Consider the following 23971-nt stretch of genomic DNA (forward strand, 5'->3'; position numbering starts at 1 on the left):
GGTTAAAATATGGAACCAAATGTTTTCGACAAGTTTAATGAGATCGACTTAAAGAAAACCATGGAAAAGTCATATATTGACTATGCAATGAGTGTTATTGCAGCAAGAGCGCTTCCTGATATAAGAGACGGTTTAAAGCCTGTACAAAGAAGAGTGCTCTTTTCTATGATAGAACTGAATAACGGTCCTGATAAGCCACATAGAAAATGTGCCCGTATTGTCGGAGATACAATGGGTAAATATCACCCACACGGAGATTCTTCAATATACGGATCATTGGTAAATATGGCTCAGGACTGGTCCATGAGATATCCACTTGTGGACGGACACGGAAACTTCGGATCTGTGGACGGAGACGGCGCGGCTGCCATGAGATATACAGAGGCGAGACTCTCAAAAATCGCAATGGAGATGCTTGCCGATATAAATAAGGACACTGTTGACTTTGCTCCGAACTTTGATGAGACTGAAAAAGAGCCTACAGTACTGCCGTCAAGATATCCGAACCTGCTTGTAAACGGTACTACAGGTATTGCGGTAGGTATGGCCACAAATATTCCGCCTCACAATTTAAGCGAGGTAATAAATGCCGTAGTAAGGATAATAGATAATAAGATAGAAGAAAAAGAATCTACTATCGATGAGATGCTTGATATCATAAAGGGACCTGATTTCCCTACAGGTGCGCATATACTTGGACTTAGAGGAATCAGAGAAGCTTATACTACAGGTAGAGGAAAGATAAAGGTAAGAGCGGTATCTGAAATAGAAGCCATGCCAAACGGCAAAAACAGAATTATAGTTACCGAGCTTCCATATCTTGTAAATAAAGCAAAGCTTATCGAAAAGATTGCCGAACTTGTAAAAGATAAAAGGATAGACGGTATTACAGATCTTAGAGACGAATCAAACCGTGAAGGAATGAGAGTCGTTATAGAACTTAGAAGAGATGTAAATGCCGGAGTTATATTAAACAGATTATATAAGCATACACAGTTACAGGAAACTTTCGGTGTAAATATGCTGGCACTTGTAAATAATCAGCCTAAGGTACTTAATATTTTACAGATGCTTGAGTATTATCTTGCACATCAGGAGGATGTTGTAACAAGAAGAACAAAGTATGATCTCAATAAAGCTAAGGAAAGAGCTCATATTTTGGAAGGTTTGCTTATAGCCCTTGATAATATTGATGAAATCATAAAGATTATCAGAGGCAGTGCAAATGTAAGTGTTGCAAAAGAAGAACTTATAAAGAGATTCGGACTTACCGATGTACAGGCTCAGGCTATAGTTGATATGCGTCTTAGAGCTCTTACAGGTTTGGAAAGAGAAAGACTTGAGTCCGAGTACAATGAGCTTTTGGCTAAGATTTCATATTTTGAGGGAATATTGGCAGACGAGAAGAAACTTCTGGGTGTGATAAGAGAAGAAATCCTTGTAGTTGAAGATAAGTATAAGGATGACAGAAGAACAGGCTTTATACAGGATGATGATATGGAGGATGAGGACCTTATACAAAGAGAAGATATCATCATTGCAATGACAAAGCTTGGATATATAAAGAGAATGAGTCCTGACAATTTCAATGTCCAAAACAGAGGAGGTAAGGGCATCAAGGGAATGCAGACCATTGATGACGACTTTATCGAAGACATTGTTATGTCAACTACTCACAACGATATATACTTCTTCACAAATAAGGGTAGAGTATATACTATAAAGGGATATAAGATTCCGGAAGCTTCAAGGACTGCAAGAGGTGTTGCAATAGTAAACTTATTGAATTTGCAGCCTGATGAGAAGATTTCGGCTATTATACCAAGTGAAGCAAAGTCAAAGGACGGATATCTCTTTATGGTAACCAAGAAAGGTACTATAAAGAAATGTCAGATTAATCTGTTTGACAATATAAGAAAGAACGGACTTGCAGCCATAAATCTCACAGAAGATGATGAGCTGATAGAAGTTAAGGTAACTCATGGTGATGACGATCTTATCATAGTTTCAAAAGACGGTATGTGTATAAGAATCAATGATAAGGATATAAGAGCTATGGGTAGAGGTGCTACCGGTGTTCGCGGTATGAGACTGAATAAAGATGATGAGGTCATCGGAATGCAGCTGGCATCTCAAGGGGAGTATTTGCTTCTTGTTTCTGAGTATGGGTATGGAAAGAGAACAAGGATATCCGAGTTCAAAGTCCAAAACAGAGGCGGTAAAGGTATCATATGCTATAAAGATAATGAAAAGACCGGAAAGTTGGTCGGAGCAAAACTTGTCAATGAAGACAGAGAGCTTTTGCTTATAACCACAGAGGGAATCATTATCAGAATAGAAGTAAGCGGAATATCAGTGCTTGGAAGAGCCGCATCAGGTGTTAAGCTTATGAATATAGACAGAGAAAGTGATACCAAGATTGCAAGTATTGCAAAGGTCAGAGAGGAAAAAAACACCGAATCTGAAGAGGAAAGCAATACATAGAAAGGAAATAAAATGCAAAAAATACCATTTTTGACATTAGATAAAGTAAGAGAAATTGTAAAAACATATCCGACCCCATGGCATATATATGATGAAAAGGGAATCAGAGAGAATGCAAAAAAATTAAATGAAGCATTCAGTTGGAATAAGGGATTTAAAGAATACTTTGCCGTAAAAGCCACTCCGAACCCTTTTATAATGAATATATTAAAAGAATGCGGTTGCGGTATGGACTGCTCTTCTATGACAGAGCTTGAATTAAGCGATGCCTGCGGTTTTAGCGGAAAAGATATAATGTTTTCCTCAAATGAAACTCCTATAGAAGAATTCAAGTTTGCAAATGAACTCGGTGCAATAATAAATCTGGATGATATAACACATATAGAATATGTTGAAAAGGCTTGTGGAAAATTGCCTGAGACTATGAGTGCCAGATATAATCCGGGCGGAGTCTTTACTATGTCAAACGGTATAATGGACAATCCGGGAGATGCCAAATACGGCATGACTCCCGATCAGATTATAGAAGCATTCAATATAATGAAGTCAAAGGGTGTAAAGTACTTCGGTATTCATGCATTTCTTGCAAGTAATACGGTTACAAATGAGTACTACCCTAAACTTGCAAAGGAACTGTTTGAGTTTGCCGTAAGAATAAAGAATGAATGCGGTATATGCGTAAGTTTTATAAATCTGTCAGGAGGAGTGGGTATACCGTATACTCCCGATCAGGAGCCTAATGATATATTTGAAATAGGCAAAGGTGTAAAAAAGGTATATGATGAAGTACTTGTAGCAAACGGTATTAAAGATGTGGCTATTTTTACGGAACTTGGTAGATATATGCTTGGACCATATGGAGCTTTGGTAACTGAGGCAATACATGAAAAGCATACACATAAGGAATATATAGGTGTGGATGCCTGTGCGGTAAATCTTATGCGTCCGGCTATGTATGGAGCATATCATCACCTTAGCGTCCTTGGTAAGGAAGAAGAAATTGCAGACCGTACATATGACATTGTAGGTTCACTGTGTGAAAACAATGATAAGTTTGCTATAGACAGAAAACTTCCAAAGATTGATAAGGGAGATTATATCTATATACATGATACGGGAGCACATGGCTTTTCAATGGGATATAATTACAATGGTAAGCTTAGGTCTGCGGAGTTACTCTTACAGGAGGGTGGAAGTGTAAAGATGATAAGAAGAGCGGAGACTGATAAGGACTATTTTGCAACTTTTGATTTTTGTAATATACTGGATAAGTATTTAAAATAAGATCTGCATATTTTTAAAAAGATAAGAAATCAAGTGGGATAAGTTAATATGATATTTAAAAAAAATCGGTCTGTATATTTTATGTCAATACTGGTTTGTTTTCTGTGTATCTTTTCACAAAGAGCATTGGCATCAACAGGAGTTTATATTCCGGATCCTGTAACAAGTTTTGTGGCAAATGTTAAGGATGCAGCCTATGGTGCAACAGGAGATGGTGTCAGTGATGATACTGAGGCGATACAAAGAGCCATTGATGCAGTTTCTGCGGCAGGTGGAGGAATCGTAGACATTCCGGCAGGAAACTATATGATTAACACATTGTATCAGACAGGAAACAGCTATGAGAAAGCCGGACTGGTACTTAAAAGCAATATTATTGTACGTATTGCAAGCGGTGCAACACTTTATGCGATTCCGAACGGAGAGAAGTCCTATCAGATGTTCAGTATCACACATGTTGACAATGTACATATAATAGGAGGTAGATTAATTGGTGACCGTGATAATCATATCGGAAATCTTGGACAGACCGGATATGGTGTCCGAATCACTGATTCTACAAATGTGGTTATTGAAGATTTGTATGCCGGTGAATTTTGGGGAGACGGAGTATTTTTAGGAGAAAACAGTAAAAATATTACTATCTATAGAGTTGTTTGTGATCACAATCGTCGTCAGGGAATGTCGATTGTAGGCGGTCAGAATGTCAAAATACTTGAGTCGGAGTTTAAACGCTCTGACGGTACACCTCCAAAGGCAGGAATTGATATTGAACCTGAGGGAGATTATCCGATTGCAAAAGATATTGAGGTACGTGGCTGTTTATTTGAAGGGAACGCTACAGGTTTTGTGGTTAGCAACCAGTATGCAAACAGTGTTGCAGCAAATATTACATTTGCCGATAATACTGTTCGTGATAATATAAGCGGAGTAGTCCTGGTAGGATTGAAAGGCGGTCTGGTTACAGGTAATAAAGTTTATAATGATCAAACTATAACAAAAAATGATATACATTGGGGCATCAGACTTCGCAACAACGGACGTTATTCAACAAGTAATGTCAGAGTCAGCGGAAACACTGTATATGGAGGAAATATTATTGACAGTACCGGAGAGAGCAGTAATACGGTTCAAAATAATACTTTTAAGGCTTCAGTCTATGTTCTTGGTATTGCACATGCAGAGCAAACACTTAATGCTAAGGTATATGACGGTGATTATGGAGATCTTCATGTTCATAATTCCATACTTGTTCCCGCATCTTCAATTTCTTCCTATCAGTGGTATGTAGACGGAACAGCTATTAGCGGTGCGACAAATTCAAGCTATATTCCTACAGCGGCAGATGCAGGAAAAGAGATTACTGTAAGGGTTCAGTATACTGATAAAGCCGGAAATGCAGAAGATGCAACAAGCTCTCCTACACTACCTGTAAATTATGCAAATCATGCACCGACTGATATTACGCTAAACCCTTTGTTTATCTACAGTGATGAATATTTGGCGGAAGTGGGACTGCTGACTACAACAGATCCTGATGCAGGAGATTCACATACATATACAGTTGATGATGAGCGCTTTGAGGTAGTATATGGTAATTTACTGCGTTTGAAAGGAGAAAATTATATTCCGTTTGGTTCTGTAAACACTATAACTCTCAATGTAACTTCAACTGATGCACTCGGTGCTTCTTTTACAAAAGCTTTTACAATAGAAGTTGCAAGGCCTAAGAACCAGCCGCCGAAAAAAATCACACTTGCCAACAATACACTAAATGCAGGAAGTCCCGGAGAAATAGTAGGAAAGCTTACAACTATTGATCTTAATGTAGGCGATACTCATACCTACACTTTAAGTGATTCACGTTTTGAAGTAAGTTCTGACAGTATGCTTAAGTTAAAAGATGGTATAAGTGTGGATGCGTCCACAGAGACAAGCATTAACTTGCAGGTAGTAGCAACTGATTCAGGCGGATGGGTTTGTACACAAAATTTCACTTTGCAGGTACAGTCAGAAACAACGAACAATACCGGAGCGACTAATAATACCGGAACTAATAATGGCGGAGCACAAAATAACGGAACAAATAACGGCGGCACAGTAAATACCGGAGCTAATAATAACAGTATCTCAACGCCGTCAGTACCTGAGCGTAGGAGAGGAGGCGGATCGGGAGGCTCCGACAGCAGAGATTCAGGATCTTCTTCACATAGTCGCAGAAGTACCGGTTTAAAGAATGGCAATACTTCATCCAATTCCTACTCTTATATTCAAACAGGCGTTAAAGTATATAATCATGGCAGTTGGAAAAAGAAAGGAAATATATGGCGACTTGAAGTTGACGGTTCATGGGCAAAATCCGTATGGGCATATATCTCGGATAATTGGTATCTTTTAAACGATAGAGGAGAGATGGTGACCGGATGGGCAAACGTTGACGGAAGATGGTATTTTATGGACGATTCAGGTGCAATGAGAAGCGGATGGCTGAAAGATGTAGGTGGAGAATGGTACTATCTGAATCCTATATCTGACGGTACCAAGGGTGCTATGCATGTAGGATGGCATCAAATCGACAACAAGTGGTATTATTTTAATACAGTTTCTAACGGTACACAGGGAAGAATGCTTAAGAGCCAGAGAACACAGGACGGTTATCTCCTTAAAGAGGACGGAAGCTGGGATGAGAGTGTCTCAAAGGAGTAAATTTAATTTGAAAGTGTTTATATATTTAAGAAATAATTCATAATAAGTTCAATGGTATTTCAATTCTTTTACGAAGAAGTATGATAATATTACATCATCATAACGAAGCACTTACAATGAATCCTATATATAGAAATCCTTAAGAAGGCACCCATTAAAAAGGGTGTCTTTTTAATTTGTTGAAATATCATTCTTGTATTGCTTAAAATATTAGAACTTGATAGAATGTACAGGATGTAGCTTTTGGATTTTGATCCTGCAGAGGTTATATCAGTAGGTATGTTTTAAGAGGAGAACAAAAATGATTGATAATGTATCATATCTCTTTGGATTCTTAGGCGGTCTTGGACTTTTCCTGTACGGAATGCATATCATGGCGGACGGTATGCAAAAGACTGCCGGAGGGAAGATGCAACAGTTCCTCAGTAAGATAACGGATAACAGGTTTACAGCCATCTTACTGGGTGCGGTAATAACAGCCATAATACAAAGCTCAGGTGCTACCACTGTAATGGTAGTAGGTTTTGTTAGTGCCGGAATGTTAAGCCTTGTCCAGGCTGTAGGTGTAATCATGGGTGCCAATATAGGTACTACAATTACAGCGTGGATAGTATCACTTGGAACAATAGGCGATTCACTCAAGCTCTTTCAGCCGGGATTCTATGCACCTTTAATGATTGGTATAGGTGCGATATTTATACTGTTTTCAAAATCCGACAAGAAAAAAACTATAGGTGAAATAATTCTGGGACTTGGAATGCTGTTTTTGGGACTTGATCTTATGGCAGGCAATATAAAGCCTTTCACAAGTGCTCCTATATTCTCGGAAGCGTTCAGAGTACTTGGAGGTAATCCGATACTCGGTATCATAGTAGGTATTGTAGTAACAGCTCTTATGCAAAGCTCATCAGCATCTGTAGGTATTTTACAGACACTTGCATTTAACGGTGTGGTAAATACTGCTGCAGCTATATATATAACTCTCGGACAAAATATCGGTTCCTGTGTTACAGCGATTATTTCAAGTTTGGGAAGCTCAAGAACTGCAAAGAGAGCCGCAGCTATACATCTTTTATTCAATACAATAGGTGCTATAGTCTTCGGTATACTTGGATTTATTGTATTTCAAGTGAATGTAAAACTTGCAAATCATACTATCAATGCTGTAGAGATTTCAATATTTCATACATTCTTTAATCTTACAATGACTACATTACTTTATCCTTTTGCGGGACTTCTTGTAAAACTTTCAGGAATGATTGTAAGAGGTAAGGATGATGAAGTTGAGGAAGAGGTAAAAGAGCCTGTACTACAGCTTGATGAAAGAGTTCTTCTAAGCCCGGCTTTTGCTGTACAGACTGCAAATAATGAAGTTGCCCGCATGGGAGAAATTGCTTTAAAAAGTTTAAATGCGGCTATTAGTGCTATCAACAATAAGAGCCTTGAAGATATAGAAACAGTTGCAAAATGTGAAAAGAAGCTTGATGATATGCAGGAAGCTTTGACTGAATTCCTTATAAAGGTAGACAATCTTTCACTCAGTGAAAGCCAGAAGAAGCATATTAACAATCTCTTCAATATGGTAACAGATATAGAAAGAGTCGGTGATCATGCGGACAACCTTTCTGAAAATGCAAAGTATATGATAGATAATAATCTTGAATTCAGTGATCTAGGTAAAGAAGATCTTGCAGAAATTTCAAAAGACAGTATTGAAGCCTTTGAAATCGCACTTAATGCAAGAAGCGGTGATGCTCTTAGAGCTGTGAGAAAGGTCAATAAGCTTGAGGATGAAGTGGATATGCTTGAGGATGAAATGAGAGAGAAACATATTGAAAGATTGTCAAAGGGAGATTGTAATCCACAGGCCGGAATCGCATTCCTTGATATCATAAGTAATTTGGAGCGTGTCTCAGATCATGCAACAAATATTGCGGGATATGTAAAGAATGAAATATAAATAAGAAGTTTTAAAGATTTACTTGCAATTATGTTTATAATTTTGTACAATTAAGAATGATTGATGAATAATTATCAATTGAGATAAACATCATTTTAAGTACTAATTTTAGGAGGAACTAAAATGTCAGTAAAAGTAGCAATTAACGGTTTTGGACGTATTGGTCGTTTAGCTTTCAGACAGATGTTTGAGGCTGATGGATATGAAGTAGTAGCAATCAATGATCTTACAGATCCTAAGATGTTGGCACATCTTTTAAAGTATGATACAGCACAGGGAGGATTTGCAGGACGTATAGGAGAAGGAAAGCACACAGTAGAAGCAGGTGAGGATTCAATCACAGTTGACGGAAAGAAGATTACAATCTACAAAGAGGCAGATGCTTCAAAGCTTCCTTGGGGACAGATCGGAGTAGATGTTGTACTTGAGTGTACAGGATTCTACACATCAAAGGAGAAGTCACAGGCACATATCAATGCAGGTGCTAAGAAAGTTGTTATTTCAGCTCCTGCAGGAAATGATCTTCCTACAGTTGTATTCAGCGTAAACGAGAAGACACTTAAGGCAAGTGACACAGTTATTTCGGCTGCTTCATGTACAACAAACTGTCTTGCACCTATGGCTGATACACTTAACAAGCTTGCTCCTATCCAGAGCGGTATCATGAGCACAATTCATGCTTATACAGGTGATCAGATGATCCTTGACGGACCACACAGAAAGGGTGACCTTAGAAGAGCAAGAGCAGGTGCTGCAAATATCGTACCTAACTCAACAGGTGCTGCAAAGGCTATCGGACTTGTTATCCCTGAGCTTAACGGAAAGCTTATCGGATCTGCACAGAGAGTTCCTGTTCCAACAGGTTCTACAACAATCCTTACAGCTGTTGTAAAGAAGGCAGGACTTACAAAAGAAGATATCAATGCTGCAATGAAGGCTGCCGCATCTGCATCATTCGGATACACAGAGGATGAGATTGTTTCATCTGACGTTATCGGTATGCAGTATGGTTCATTATTTGATGCAACACAGACAATGGTAACACCTATAGCTGATGATTTATATCAGGTTCAGGTTGTTTCATGGTACGATAACGAGAATTCTTACACATCACAGATGGTTAGAACAATCAAGTACTTTGCTGAATTAGCATAATTATAAATAGTATAAGAGACCAAGGTGGTCCGGTCATATTGGGCCGGACCGCCTTTTTTATTAATAAGGAGAAACTATGCTTAACAAGAAAACAGTAGATGATTTAAAGAATTTAAAAGGTCAGAAAGTATTGGTTCGTTGTGACTTCAATGTTCCCTTAAAGGACGGAGTTATCCAGAACTACAATCGTATAGACGGAGCAATCCCTACAATAAAGAAACTCCTTGACGGCGGAGCTAAAGTTATTCTTTGCTCACATCTTGGAAAGCCGAAGGGTGAGCCTTTACCTGAGATGAGCCTTGCACCTGTAGCTCCTGCACTTTCAGAGAGACTTGGAGTAAATGTAAAGTTCGTTTCAGATCCTAAGGTAACAGGAGAAGAAACAAGAAAGCTTGCTGCAGAGCTTAAGGACGGAGAAGTTCTCTTATTGGAGAATACACGTTACAGAGCTGAAGAGACAAAGTACGGTAAGGAAGATTCAGCTGTAGAGTATGCAAAAGAGCTTGCTGCACTTTGTGATGACAATATCTTTGTAAACGATGCATTCGGTACAGCACATAGAGCACATTGCTCAAATGTTGGTGTAACTAAGTTCTGTAAGGAGAATGTTGTAGGATACCTTATGGAGAAGGAAATCAAGTTCCTCGGAGAGGCTGTAGAGAACCCTGTTCGTCCGTTCGTAGCAATTCTTGGCGGAGCTAAGGTTTCAGATAAGATCAATGTTATCAACAACCTCCTTGAGAAAGTAGATACACTTATCATTGGTGGCGGTATGGCATATACATTCTTAAAGGCAAAGGGAGAGGAAATTGGAAACTCACTTTGTGAAGAGGATAAGCTTGACTATGCACTTGAGATGATAAACAAGGCTAAGGAAAGAGGAGTAAACCTTTTACTTCCTGTAGACCATGTAGAGGGTAAGGAATTCTCAAATGATACAGAGTCTAAGGTAGTTGATACTATAGATGCGGGATGGTCAGGATTTGATATCGGACCTAAGACAATAGAGAACTATAAGAAGGCTCTTGAAGGCGCAAAGACTGTAGTATGGAATGGACCTATGGGTGTATTTGAGTTTGAGAAGTTTGCAGAGGGAACACTTGAAGTATGCAGAGCCGTAGCAGATCTTAAGGATGCTACAACTGTTATCGGTGGTGGAGACTCTGTAAATGCGGTAAAGAGACTCGGATTTGCAGATAAGATGACACATATTTCTACAGGTGGCGGTGCTTCACTTGAATTCTTAGAGGGTAAGGAATTACCGGGTGTAGCGGCAGCTGACAACAGATAAAATTTTTAAATATAGGGGAATGCCAAGGTATTCCCCGAAAAGAACGGAGAATATTATGGCAAGAAGAAAAATTATTGCAGGTAACTGGAAGATGAATAAAACTCCTTCAGAGACAACTGCATTAATCAATGAGTTAAAGCCTTTAGTTGCAAATGACGAAGTAGATGTTGTATTCTGTGTACCGGCAATTGATATAATACCGGCAATAGAGGCTGCAAAGGGAAGCAATATTCAGATCGGTGCAGAGAATATGTACTATGAGGAGAGCGGTGCATATACAGGAGAAATCGCACCAAATATGCTTACAGATGTAGGTGTTAAGTATGTTATCATCGGACATTCAGAGAGAAGAGAATACTTTGCGGAGACAGATGAGACTGTAAACAAGAAAGTACTTAAGGCATTTGAGCACGGTATCACACCGATCATCTGCTGCGGAGAGACTCTTACACAGAGAGAGCAGGGTATTGCAATAGACTTTATCAGAACACAGATAAAGATTGCATTCCAGAATGTAAGTGTAGAGAACGCTGCAAACGCTGTTATCGCTTACGAGCCAATCTGGGCAATCGGAACAGGTAAGACTGCTACAACTGCACAGGCTGAGGAAGTTTGCAAGGCTATCAGAGAGTGCATCAAAGAAGTATATGGAAGCGATGTAGCCGAAAAGATCAGAATTCAGTACGGCGGTTCAGTAAATGCAGGAAATGCAGCAGAGCTTTTTGCAGAGGCTGATATCGACGGCGGATTAGTAGGTGGAGCAAGCCTTAAGCCGGATTTCGGAAAGATTGTAAATTATAAATAATAGAAAAAACGGGGGCTGTCGGGAAATGGCAGCCATGAAAGAGGGAGGAGTGGTTCAAAAAGAGTCACTCCTCCATAATCTTTTGATAAATTTATAATGATGAATACTTTTCTCTGTAGCCGGATGGAGATATGCCTAATTGTTTTTTAAAACTTGTGCTGAAATAATATTGGTTTGCGTAACCGCATTTAATACTTATTTCTTTTAGAGATAAGTTTGTTTTAATTAAATATTCCTTTGCTGCATCAATGCGGTATGATGTAATAGTATCGCTTATACTTTGGTTGTTATTTTTTTTATACAATGCACTTAAGTATGATGGACTCATATTTGCATATTTTGCTATGTCATTCAGACTGAGAGTGTTATCTTCAAAATTATTTTTAATATAATTATCTACCAATTCATATGTGTGTTCATGGTAGGATTTTAGAGAAAAATTTAGTTTATCACATACCAAATTGCAAAGTTCTCTCATCCATAATAAAAATTGCTCATATGTGTGAAATGTATCAAAACGGCTATATACAGATATTATTCTTTCTTCCAAGTCCTTAGTATCAATATTTATTTCATATAGAAATCTCAATATTTTGCCAAGCAGAGAATATATACGTATAAACATGATATTTTTGTTTTTATATTTTGTTGATAAATCATCAAAGAAGTTTTTAAGCCATTCTTCAATTGATGAATTATCTTTTTTGCATAGCAGTCCGATAAGTTCATCATCATCTGAATCTGATGTTGATAATAAACTGAATTCTTTACCGGTAGCTTCAACTGCATCAAATATACTTTGGTTAGGATAAAAAAACCTATATTTTAGAGCATGACATGCATTTTCATATGATACATGAAGCTTTGATATACTATCAACAATAGTACCAATTCCAACATTTATATTTAATATTGGAGATTTATAATTATCTATAAAAGATGAAATTACATTATGGATTACATACTGAAAATGTGCAGGTGTTTTACTGTTTTGTGCTATTATAAAGATCAAATTATTTAAGTCCTGTATATAATAGACATTATCAAAAATTTTACATTTACTTAGGAATACATCCGATATATTTAGTATTTCCGTTTGAAATGTTAAAACCCCGTTATTTTCTTCAAGCATAGAAGAACTTTCAATTTCCATTTTGATTATATTAAAATGAGAATAATTTATATCCAATTCCAGATAGCTTATATATTTATCAAAATATCCTAATGTTTTATCAGTTGAGAAATATAGTAACTCATGGAAAAATTTGGTTATCATAAGTTGTCTGCTTTCCTTTACAATAGACAGATTACGCTGCTCCCTATCTATTATTTCAAAAGAACTTTTTATCTTTTTATATAAGAAATCATAATCTATAGGCTTTTCAATATAATCGCAAACTCCAATACTAACAGCCTGTTTTGCATATTCAAATTTATCATATGCACTGATTAGTATTATTTTAATATAAGGATTTATTTTTATAGCCTCGCGGCTTAGAGATATTCCGTTTAAGTTCGGCATTTCAATATCGGTTATTATTAAATCAACATGATTTTCAATTATATAATTAAGTACTTCCTGTCCGTTTTTTGCAATTAAAACTATTTCTGCATTTAATTCATTCCAGTCAATATTTAATTTTATACCTTCCGAGACAATATAATTATCATCGGCTAAAACTACTTTTTTCAAGAGAAATCCTCCATTTGAGCATATTTTATTATAATTTTTGTACCTTTTCTTTCTTCACTTTCAATCAGTACAATACCGTTTCCAAAGTCAGTATTTGAAATTCTTTTATTAACATTACAAATTCCGAAATGTTGGTTATAGTCTACTATATGATTACTTAATTTATATCGGATTTGTTCTAATTTATCATTTGGAATACCACAGCCATTATCCTCTATAGTAATAATAACTTCATCATCTCCATAGCAAACATTTATATTGATATGTATATTTGGTTTTTCAGATGAGTATCCATGTAAAATTGAGTTCTCTAAAAAAGGTTGTAATGTAAACTTACATATTAAAAAGTTCTCTATACCTTCTTCAGCATTTATAGTCCAGCTAAGTGTATCTTGACGACAAAGTTGTTCCATTTCCAGATATAATTTAGAAATTTCCAATTCGTCTTTTATTTTTATCTTTTCATCAGATTTTCTAAGTGACATTCTATAAAAACGAGTAAGATTACTGATCATATGATTGGCTATATCTATTTTTCCTATTGTTTGACAGGTTTTTATTGTTCCCAAAATATTATATAAAAAATGAGGATTTATCTGGGATTGAAGAAGCTGGTACTTAAGCTTTTCTTCGGATAAAGTAAGCTTCAAAATGGATTGCATATTTTTATTAATTGATGATTGCATATTTAAAAATGTCAGTCCAAGTTTATCCACCTCATCAAAAGAGTCCCTGTTATCTGATGCAGATATATAATCTAAGTCAATACTTTTATTACCAAGTTTAAAATTATCCATAGCGGAAGACAGTTTACTGATTCTGCCTGTTAAATTTATTGAAGTAAAAAAAATAACCAACAGTATTATAGGAACAGATAAAAATATTATTATAATAAACGTTCTAAGTAATGTGTATATATGCTTAAAAATGTAATTTTTCGGAATTTCTGTTATATGATACCAACCATTGTCAAGAACAACTATATGATAATATAAGCTGCTGTTTTCAACTATAGTATTATCAGGATTTATATTTAAATCAATGTTATTTATCTTGGTACCTATGAGTTCTTTACTTGTATGTGAAATAACAGTCCCATTTTTATCTATTATATAGCCTGTTAAATCGACACTTTCAAAACTGTCCTGCAGCATTTTTGAAAGCTCATCAGTGCGTAAGAGTACTAAATAAATGTATTCGGTATTACCTGAAACTTGATTATTTAATACATTAAAACAAGCTATTACATCTTGAGGATTTTTTGTGTTATCAATAACATAAGGAAGAGTGTACTGTTTTTTATAAATCCATTTTTGATTGGAATTTATAATATCTTCAAGGCCTATTTTTCTTAGATCGGATAAAGGATGGAAAAAAAGTCCCTCTGAAGCCGCAATATTTTTATCGTCTAAAAAAATATCAATATGATAAAAATCAAAAGTTGATTTAAGTAGAGAAATATTGTCTCTAACATTCGAAACTATTGCAAAATCTTCTCTACTATCAGACATTTTTTGCATCAAAAAATACATATCATATTGAATAGTATCAGATACTTTTTCAGCTTGATTTAATCTGTTATTGATTCTTATATTTAGTTGATCATCTGCAAGTATAATAGAATTTAATATACTGTCACCGGCAATTTTATGTGTAATACTGTACAATACAGAACCCATTAAAATAAGAGGCAGTATGGTACAAATTAAAAAAGAAAAAATCAATCTATGATGATATTTTGAAAATATAAAATTTTTGACATATCTTATAATAGGCATAAGAACCTCCTTGTAATCATATAAACAATTATAGACTGTGAAAAAAAACAAAACAATATAAACAAAAATAATATAAATGAATCATAATATATTGTATTTTTGAAAATTATAAATTCTACTATGATGTAATTATCAAAAAGCATACGTCCTATATGTGTAAGTGAAGTATTTTAGGACAATAAGGAGGAAAGATGAATAAAAGAATAAAAAGCGTAATGTTAAGTACAGTACTTTTAACGGGTCTGTTAGCGGGCTGTGGATCAGGAACAACTCAGGCAAGCAAAAACTCGGAAAATGGTGGAAATTCCAAATATGATTTGACACTATATAGTATCAATACTACAGATGCTGATTTTGCTGAATGGTTAAACAATGTACAAGATGCTACAGGATTAAAGATTAATGTAATTGCTGCCCCTACAGATTCTGATACCAGACAGCAAAAAATCACTACTATACTCTCTACAGGTGATTCAAGTGTAGATATATTGGAAATTAATGATGAAATGAGTGCATCATTTAAAAATTCAGGTTGGCTTGATGGACTTAATGATACAGTTATGACTGATGATATTCGTGGTGAATTTGCAAAGGGATATTTGGAGCAGATGATTACCGATAAAGAAGGAAATGTTATCGGTGTACCCGGATATTCAGGATATTTAGCCTTTTGGGTAAATCAAAAAATAATGGATAATGCCGGAATAACTTCTATAGATACAAAGGAAGATTTTAAAAAATATATGTCAGCTGCTTCAGTAAACGGTACTTATGGGTATGGTGGATCTTGGGAAAAAACATATGTGTTTAATGAAATAGCACAATTTGTAAATATGTTCGGTGGCGATTATTTTGATTGGACAAGACCTGAAAATAAGGAAGCAATACAATTCTTATATGATATGGTAAAAAATAATGAAACACCAATTGATCAAATTGCTGATAAATATGAGCAGATGAATCCAAAGGCAAATGATGGAAAATATGGTTGTTGGTTTATGTGGGGATTGGGATCTGATTATCAGAAAGCAGGTATGCTTGGTGATGATAAGATTCATATGGCTATGGTACCTTCAATGACTGATGACGGTAATAGAGCTATATTTACAGATTCATGGAGTTATGTATTGAATTCTGCATCCAAAAATAAGGAAGCGGCAATAAAGTTTTTAAAGTATATGGCATCTGAGGGTGGAATGGAAGCTTCATATAAAGCTTTTGATCGTTACCCTGCAAGAAGAGATGTTGCCGAGAAGGTAGTTCCTGACAGCGATCCTGCAAAGGAGATGTATACCAGATACGCTTCAGAATGTAATGTACAGGGACGCCCTATGCTTCCGCAAACTATGGAGTTTATCACAGATATGGGAACAATTTATCAGTCTTGTATGAAGGGTGAAATATCAGTAGATGATTTTTGCAAAAAAGCACAGGATTTGGTAGATAAATATAAATAATATATAATCCAAAGAGTGCTACAGCGTAGGAATTTATAAATATAATATTACTGTAGCACTCATTTTATTTATAGGAGGAATTATTTTGAACATAAGCAAAAAGTCAATAAGGTATATACCTATAATTTTGATTTTACCTGTACTTTTGATAAGGGGATTTACCACAATTTATCCTATAATTATTACTTTTAAAAATAGTATGTATAATATTAAAGTTCTGTCAGGTATAAACGAGTTTGTAGGATTTAAAAATTATATAGAGGTGTTTAAAGATGATAAAGTAATTTCCTCTATTGAATTTACTTCTATTTTTGTAGTAGTATCAATGTTCTTTCATGTTATATTAGGTACTATACTTGCATTGATACTTAATTTGAAATTCAGAGGTAGGAGGTTTTTAAGAACAATAGTACTTATACCTTGGGCTATGCCGGCTGTAGTTATAGGAATGGCGGCAAAATGGGGATTTAATAATGATTATGGATTGGTAAATGATTTAATTAGAAGATTCATACCGGAGTTTCAATTTAATTGGTTAATAAATACCGGATCTGCTCGTAGTGCTGTTATAGCAATGGATTTATGGAAAGATTTACCATTTTTTGCAATACTTGTATTATCCGGACTTCAGTTCATTTCAGGTGATATTTATGAGGCGGCTAAAGTAGACGGAGCAAATTCTTTTCAAATATTCTTTAAAATCACATTACCTTTAATTATAAGGAATATTATTACATTATGTATACCTTTTACATTATGGAGATTAACATCATTTGATTTGGTATATGCAATGACATCCGGTGGTCCGGGAGAAGATACATCATTGATAGCTTATCGTATAGCAATGGAGTCTTTTACAAACTTGAATATAGGGTATGCTTCTACTTTAGCTATCATGCTTTTTATTTTAATGGCTTTATTTAGTTGGTTTAATATAAGAGTTATGAATAAATACAGTGAATGATAGGAGAATAATATGAGTAGTAATACTAAATATAAAATATATAAAAAATGTATATCTATAAGCAGATGGTTATTATTTATAGTTGTTGCATTTCTTATCTTATTTCCTGTATATTGGATTTTTATATCATCAATTACTCCTGCAGGAGAATTATTTAAGAAGCCTATAGATTATTTGCCAAATAATCCGACACTTGACAGTTATAAATTTCTTATTGAAAATGTAGGATTGTTAAGTAAAATAGGAAATACAGTAATAATAGTAGGAAGTACATTAATAATAAGCACAATATTATGTACAATGGCAGCTTATGGATTTTCAAGGTTTAATTCAAAATGGATAAGTGTAGCGTTTGCATTTATTCTTGCAACTTTACTTATACCTGAGGTGGTTACTGCAAGGCCTTTATATGAATTTATGAAAAAGGTTGGATTGTTCGATACATATCAAGGTTTGATAATACTATATGTAAGTTCGGTTATTCCGTTTACAGTTTTGATATTAAACAATTTCGTCGGTAAAATACCTGTTTCACTGGAAGAGGCTGCTGCTATAGATGGAGCAAATTTTATACAGATTTTATTTTATATAATATTGCCTTTGATGAAACCTGCTATTGCCACAGTGTGCATTATTAATTTTATAAATTGTTTAAACAATTTTTTTACACCTTTATATTATTCAAACGGAATACAGGTTTTATCTGTAGCGATAGTTCAACTTCCTTTAAGAGATAATATGTATGGTGTACCATGGGATTTAGTCAGTGCAATGGGATGGATAATACTTTTACCTATAATATTATTTGTTGCTGTTTTTGAAAAGCAGATAATGGATGGAATTATGGCAGGTGGTGTTAAATCTTAATTTAGATAGGGAGTTAAGTTTATGTATGATTTATACGGAAGTTTAGGAAATTTAGCAATTTTAAAAAACAGAAAAAGTAGAGCTGTAAATGCAGAAAATCCTACAGGAGAAAAAGGTAAAGGCGGGATGGCATCAAGCAATCTGGGGCCTTCAAGAAAAGGAAGTCCTTGTTTAAAAGATATACCGAGTGGAGAAAATGTAACACTTGCCGATATAGAGGGACCGGGTATAATAAATCACATATGGATTACGGTTACAAATAAAACAACAGAAGCAGATTGTTTTGTTTTAAGTGATCTGATTATAAGGATATATTGGGACGATGAGGAAACTCCTTCTGTAGAGAGTCCACTTGGAGATTTCTTTTGTTGTGGATTTGCAAGGGAATGTGTAGTGAATTCAATGCCGATTGTTGTAGTACCAAATAGAGGAATGAACAGTTATTTTCAAATGCCTTTTAATAAAAGAGCAAGAATAACTTTGGAAAACCAGCATCCAAATCCGATACCGGCATTTTTCTATCAGATTGATTATTGTGTTGTAGATAATCTTCCTAACGATATAGCTTATTTTCATGCTCAGTGGAGAAGAGAAAGAGTTACAACTTTAGGTAAAGATTATGTAATATTGGACAATGTAAAAGGAAAGGGACATTATATCGGGACATATATTGCATTGACCACATTGGAAAGGTACTGGTGGGGAGAAGGAGAAGTAAAATTTTACATAGACGGAGATATAGAATATCCTACAATTTGCGGTACAGGAACTGAAGATTATTTTGGAGGTTCATGGAGTTTTGCAAAACAGATAAATGGAAAAACAGTTGAGCAAAATTATAGTACATCATATTTGGGATATCCGTACTATTCATCACATGATGAATTGATTCATAATGATTATCACAATGATGATTGCTTACCGATGAGAGGGTTCTATAGGTGGCATATACAGGATCCTATATGCTTTGATGAAGATTTAAAGGTTACTATACAGCAAATCGGTGTTGGACATGGAGGTCTTTTTGAAAGACAGGATGATGTTGCAAGTGTAGCATATTGGTATCAGACAGAGCCTCATTCATCATTCTTACCTCTTGTAGGAAGAGAAGGTAGGCGTCCAAGATAGGAGCTGATTTGTATAAAAAAATTTTTTGTATTTTATTATGTATCGGTTTAATTCTATCTTCTTGTAATAATTATAAGAAGAATGAAGAAATAGAAATAAGCAACTATTATGAAGCTGAATTAAATATCATGCATATAGAAGCTGATAATCCTGATTTTAAAAATTATATTAACGATGTATCAAGAAAATTAAATATGAAAATAAATATAATTCCTTGTCCGGCTGATGCAAATAATAGACAGGCGGAAATTTCAACATTACTTTTATCAGGAAATTCAGATATTGATTTGATTTCAGTTAATGATGAGATGGTAAGTGAGTTTAAAGTAAAAGGATATATTGAAAACTTAGATGATATAATGAGTAAAAACATTGTGGAATCATATCCTAAAGATTATGTAGAATCGGTGGCTATGTATAAAAATCATTTTTATTCTGTTCCATACCTTATGGATATTATGATGTTTTGGGTAAATGAAAAATATATAAAATATTCAGAACTCGAAGGAGTTAAAAATTTGGATGATTTTTCATTATTTGTCGGTAATGATTATGGTACAAACATGTATGGATATGGAAGTGCATGGGATGAAACATATATATATAATGATTTATCACAATTTATAAATATGTTTGATGGAGACTATTATAATTGGAATAATGATAATACAAAGGAAGCTGTTAAGTTTTTGCATGATATGCTGAAACATGGTTATACACCTCAAAATCAAATGATAGACAGATACGAACAAATGGAACAAAAATTTATTGACGGCAAGTATGGATGTGTATTTATGTATAGCGGTGCTATAAATATCTTTTTGAATTCAGGAAAGTATGGAGAAGATGGAATACATGTGGCAGAACTTCCTATGTTCAAAAAAAATGCAACTAATATAGCAACGTGGCAGTATGTACTTAATAAAGCTTCAAAAAATAAAAATGCTGCAAAGAAATTTTTAAGTTATATTTCAAGTAGAGAAGGGAGCATTGAATATAGTAACGCAATGAAGCAGATACCTGCAAGAATTGATGTTATCTTAGAGGAAGATATAGATGTTCCTGATATTGATATTATAAGAAAGTATGTTGAGAATACAAACTTTAAAGTCAGGCCGCTGTCACCTAATCCAATGAATGATATCTCGGAAATGGGAAGAATATTTCAAAAGTATTTATTAGATGAGATTACATTGGATGATTTTTGTAAATTAGCTCAAGCAATAGCTGATAGAAAATAATTTCAGTATTTAGAGAAAAACGGTCGGCACTTTAAGTGCCGGCCGTTTTTAATACAGTCTTAATATACACCATTAGCAATATCTTTATTAACAGAACTCATATCTTCAGAAATATAAGGATGAATACCAAATCCGCAACCATATCCCATAGCATCGGCATATCCTGCCTGATTGTCCATATTTACGATACACCATTGATGAGTTTTTGTATTAGGATTGGCATGTTCCCAATCATACCCCATAAAATCAAGAACTCTTCCAAGTGCTCTGGTACCGCCTGCACTTGTACTTATTCCTGCTATAAAAACACCATAAGGACTTCTGTAGTACTTATTTTCATCATTTTTACGTGAACTTTCTATAATATACTCTTTGTAAATAATAGATGAAGCCTTCTTTATTTTTGCAAGATCTGTTATAAGCGAGGTGTCTGATAAAACTCTTGTAGCAATACTTCTTGCAACAGCATCCGCCTGTTCGGCCTGTTCCTTAGTACAGTATTTATAATAGGCATGTTTTTCAAGTGTAGAGGCTGCCCTTGCCTCATCAAGCACAACTTTTTCAGAAATTCTTTTACCGTCATTTCCGACTTTATAACCGTCAGGAGTAGTGGTATCGGTTAACATCATCCCGTTAGGACCGATATAATATTCACCAACCCATTGATTAGTCACCATTCTTCCCTCATTATCAAAGTAGAATCGATGATTTAAAATATCTTTCCATCCTGTAGAAATAATTCCTTCGGAATCAACATAACACCATGCATCATTATGAATCATCCAGGTATCTTTTAATGCATACCTTTGTTTTTTATATCCTTGACTTGCAAAAACAGTTGAAGTTAAATATAATGTAGCAAATATCATCATAGTACAAAAAAGCGGCTTTTTCATATATACCTCCTATAAAATACAGACATACATTAAAATACAAAATTAACTCTATATTAATTATATATAATAATACCGGTATATTCAATAGCATATGTAATGTTTGTGGCTTTATTTTTATAAATATAGTGAATAAATAAAATAAAAACAGTAATTTATAGACATATGCCTTTTATTGAAAGAATATTTAATAAAAGGACAATGTATTAAAAAGCAACATATAATGGCAAAATGTTCCAATCATAATAAAAACATGAAAAATCTCATGTGAACCGAAATAAATATGTTTTTCATTAAAAGCTTTCAATTTAAAGGCATAGATTACAGCTCCGAGTGTGTAGGAGACACCTCCAAACAAAAGCCATAAAAATCCGGTTAGAGGTAGTGCTTTGAATATAGGTTTTAATGCAAATACACAAAGCCATCCCATAATAAGATAAATTAAAGATGACAGCCACTTAGGACAGTGTACAAAGAAAATTTTCAGTATAATTCCGCCTATAGCGAGTGTCCATATGGTAGCCAGTAATATATATCCGACTTTTCCTTTAAGAGCGGTAAGGCATACAGGTGTATATGTTCCGGCAATCAAAACAGAAATCATTATATGGTCTATTTTACGAAAAATCATTGTCTTTTTAAGGTCTAAAACTACGGAATGATAGATTGTACTTGCCGCATACAATAATGTTGTTGATATAATAAATACAAGCATAGATAATGAAGTTAAAAAGCTTCCATGCTCTATAGTTCTTTGAATAAGCGGGCCTGCTCCTATCCATAAAAGAATAAGGCCACAAAAGTGAGTAAGTGCCGAACCGGGTTCCCTTATTTTTATGGATATAGTTCCCGGAAGTACACCGAATCTTGTCTTTTCTTTATATTTTGAGTTCATATGTATCCCTCCTTGATGTAGTTTTCAAAACTAGATGTTATATATTTAAATACTACATCAACATTTGGGAGATTTCAAGCATAAAATAATTATGATACTTTGACAGTGCTTTGAATTTTTGTCTTTGATAATTTTTCGTATAAAAGTCTGCGATGTCTTGCAGATTTTATAAGAGCTGTAAGTAATATCATAAAGTATAAAATAGCTGCTAATAGCTCAATAGTTGCATATGCCATATCTTTATAAGGATCTGTATTTGTAAGTATTAAACTTTCAAGAAGTCTTCTTATATTTAAAGGAATAAAAAAATAAAATCCGTAAAAAAGTATATACCTTAAAAAATAAGAATAGAATGCAGGAAGTTCTTCATTTAAAGATACAATGGCTGTACTCGTGATAAATTTTCCTAAAGTTCTTCCTTTAAATAATATCGGAAAAACAGAAAAATAAAATAAGATACTTGCTTCAAATGAGAATAATAAGGCAAATTCAGGTATTAAAATTTCACAAATAAAAGTCAAAAAAGCAATAAATGCCATATCAAAAAAGAATGATATAAAGCGTCTTGTTAATGATACTTCCATCCCTTTTTTATAGCTTATTTCATCCAGCTCATCTCTTGAAGGCAAAAATTTCATAAACGGTCCCATTAAAAGAAATCCGAGTACACCGCCTAAAGTATTTACTATAAGATCATCCACATCAAAGAGTCTGTAACTGCCGGAATATAGGAAGTACAGTCCTGTAAGTTGAGTTATTTCAAAAAATAAGGACAACAGAAATGATAAAACAATAGTTTCTATAAATGATCTTTTAAAATAGTAACGTAAATACATTCCAAAAGGTAGAGCTAAAAACAGGTTTAAAATATTTACAAGAAAGGCCTTGTTCAGTACTACACTTAACCATGTTTTTGGCTGATCTTTAATAATGTCGGACCTTTGTAAAATATCTTTTATAAATAAAAAAGGTTCAAGCTGCATTTTATGACTGTGCAATGTGGCAGCCTTTTCCGGAGACGGAAGAGGAAGTATCACCAGGCAGTACATACACAGAATATAAAAAATAAAAGAATAAACGATCACAACCTTCAGACTTATAACAGATCCGTATTTGTGGTAGTTATAAGCAATATAAGGCAATGTAAATATAGCGACCACAAAGGGAAACAGTATAACAGCCTGTAAAGATACTTCTATATATTGATTCATATTTGCTCCTAAAAAATATAACAGCTTAAAATTATATGGCGATGCATAAATTTTATATCAAAATTGATATAAAGACAAATTAAATAAAGCTAAATGCTTGATTTTCACCTCTAAGTACAATAAAACGATACTTAGAGGTGAAAATATATTAAAAAGATT

At 34.4% G+C, this 23971-nt stretch carries 17 protein-coding genes; 12 read left to right on the plus strand and 5 right to left on the minus strand.

Translation table 11 applies throughout. From position 1 onward, the window contains the following. Window positions 1-9 precede the first annotated feature (9 nt). The 7 genes from gyrA to tpiA all read left to right on the plus strand — a co-directional run bounded on the left by gyrA (window position 10) and on the right by tpiA (window position 11685). On the plus strand, window positions 10-2484 hold the full coding sequence (gene gyrA / locus HMPREF1495_RS00760) for a DNA gyrase subunit A (RefSeq protein ID WP_034211215.1): 2475 nt from the start codon (window positions 10-12) through the stop codon (window positions 2482-2484). A gap of 12 nt (window positions 2485-2496) precedes the next feature. Continuing rightward, window positions 2497-3768, plus strand: coding sequence for a diaminopimelate decarboxylase (locus HMPREF1495_RS00765; RefSeq protein ID WP_034211217.1), 1272 nt, complete (start codon window positions 2497-2499; stop codon window positions 3766-3768). Between the two features lie 48 nt (window positions 3769-3816). Next, a complete protein-coding gene (locus HMPREF1495_RS00770; protein ID WP_034211227.1) occupies window positions 3817-6474 on the plus strand; it encodes a glycosyl hydrolase family 28-related protein in 2658 nt (885 codons plus the stop codon). Between the two features lie 301 nt (window positions 6475-6775). Beyond that, window positions 6776-8434 (plus strand): Na/Pi cotransporter family protein, encoded by a 1659-nt coding sequence (locus tag HMPREF1495_RS00775; RefSeq protein WP_034211229.1) that lies wholly within the window; start codon window positions 6776-6778, stop codon window positions 8432-8434. Between the two features lie 123 nt (window positions 8435-8557). Further along, the gene (gap, locus tag HMPREF1495_RS00780; protein WP_034211231.1) at window positions 8558-9589 is read left to right on the plus strand and encodes a type I glyceraldehyde-3-phosphate dehydrogenase; all 1032 of its coding nucleotides are present in this window, start codon (window positions 8558-8560) and stop codon (window positions 9587-9589) included. Between the two features lie 76 nt (window positions 9590-9665). Continuing rightward, window positions 9666-10880 carry a phosphoglycerate kinase gene (locus HMPREF1495_RS00785; protein WP_034211233.1) on the plus strand — a complete coding sequence of 405 codons (1215 nt, stop codon included), beginning with the start codon at window positions 9666-9668 and terminating at the stop codon, window positions 10878-10880. Between the two features lie 55 nt (window positions 10881-10935). Continuing rightward, window positions 10936-11685, plus strand: a complete 750-nt coding sequence (gene tpiA / locus HMPREF1495_RS00790) for a triose-phosphate isomerase (protein WP_034211235.1) — start codon at window positions 10936-10938, stop codon at window positions 11683-11685. Window positions 11686-11776: 91 nt separating this feature from the next. Here the strand turns inward: tpiA and HMPREF1495_RS00795 are convergent, their stop codons facing one another. Both HMPREF1495_RS00795 and HMPREF1495_RS00800 read right to left on the minus strand, forming a co-directional pair. Then, window positions 11777-13378 (minus strand): response regulator, encoded by a 1602-nt coding sequence (locus HMPREF1495_RS00795; protein ID WP_034211237.1) that lies wholly within the window; start codon window positions 13376-13378, stop codon window positions 11777-11779. Further along, window positions 13375-15156: a sensor histidine kinase gene (locus HMPREF1495_RS00800; protein ID WP_034211239.1), complete on the minus strand. Its 1782-nt coding sequence runs from the start codon at window positions 15154-15156 to the stop codon at window positions 13375-13377. The genes HMPREF1495_RS00795 and HMPREF1495_RS00800 overlap by 4 nt, the downstream gene beginning before the upstream one ends. 191 nt (window positions 15157-15347) lie before the next feature. On the opposite strand from HMPREF1495_RS00800, the gene HMPREF1495_RS00805 reads away from it, so the two are divergent. The 5 genes from HMPREF1495_RS00805 to HMPREF1495_RS00825 all read left to right on the plus strand — a co-directional run bounded on the left by HMPREF1495_RS00805 (window position 15348) and on the right by HMPREF1495_RS00825 (window position 20813). Next, the gene (locus HMPREF1495_RS00805; RefSeq protein WP_034211241.1) at window positions 15348-16613 is read left to right on the plus strand and encodes an ABC transporter substrate-binding protein; all 1266 of its coding nucleotides are present in this window, start codon (window positions 15348-15350) and stop codon (window positions 16611-16613) included. A gap of 85 nt (window positions 16614-16698) precedes the next feature. Then, window positions 16699-17577: a carbohydrate ABC transporter permease gene (locus tag HMPREF1495_RS00810; RefSeq protein ID WP_007594961.1), complete on the plus strand. Its 879-nt coding sequence runs from the start codon at window positions 16699-16701 to the stop codon at window positions 17575-17577. Window positions 17578-17589: 12 nt separating this feature from the next. Beyond that, complete coding sequence (locus tag HMPREF1495_RS00815) at window positions 17590-18444, plus strand: carbohydrate ABC transporter permease (RefSeq protein ID WP_007594962.1); 855 nt, start codon at window positions 17590-17592, stop codon at window positions 18442-18444. A 21-nt stretch (window positions 18445-18465) separates the two neighbouring features. After that, window positions 18466-19572, plus strand: a complete 1107-nt coding sequence (locus HMPREF1495_RS00820; protein WP_007594963.1) for a glycoside hydrolase family 172 protein — start codon at window positions 18466-18468, stop codon at window positions 19570-19572. A gap of 8 nt (window positions 19573-19580) precedes the next feature. Beyond that, window positions 19581-20813: an extracellular solute-binding protein gene (locus tag HMPREF1495_RS00825; RefSeq protein WP_007594969.1), complete on the plus strand. Its 1233-nt coding sequence runs from the start codon at window positions 19581-19583 to the stop codon at window positions 20811-20813. Window positions 20814-20872: 59 nt separating this feature from the next. On the opposite strand, the gene HMPREF1495_RS00830 is transcribed toward HMPREF1495_RS00825, so the two are convergent. The 3 genes from HMPREF1495_RS00830 to HMPREF1495_RS00840 all read right to left on the minus strand — a co-directional run bounded on the left by HMPREF1495_RS00830 (window position 20873) and on the right by HMPREF1495_RS00840 (window position 23812). Further along, window positions 20873-21709 carry a cell wall-binding protein gene (locus HMPREF1495_RS00830; RefSeq protein WP_034211244.1) on the minus strand — a complete coding sequence of 279 codons (837 nt, stop codon included), beginning with the start codon at window positions 21707-21709 and terminating at the stop codon, window positions 20873-20875. A 184-nt stretch (window positions 21710-21893) separates the two neighbouring features. Next, window positions 21894-22601, minus strand: coding sequence for a PAQR family membrane homeostasis protein TrhA (gene trhA / locus HMPREF1495_RS00835; protein ID WP_007594973.1), 708 nt, complete (start codon window positions 22599-22601; stop codon window positions 21894-21896). A gap of 89 nt (window positions 22602-22690) precedes the next feature. Continuing rightward, window positions 22691-23812 carry a VanZ family protein gene (locus HMPREF1495_RS00840; protein ID WP_034211247.1) on the minus strand — a complete coding sequence of 374 codons (1122 nt, stop codon included), beginning with the start codon at window positions 23810-23812 and terminating at the stop codon, window positions 22691-22693. Window positions 23813-23971 lie beyond the last annotated feature (159 nt).

This window comes from Lachnoanaerobaculum sp. MSX33 (assembly GCF_000512995.1).
GTDB lineage: Bacteria > Bacillota > Clostridia > Lachnospirales > Lachnospiraceae > Lachnoanaerobaculum.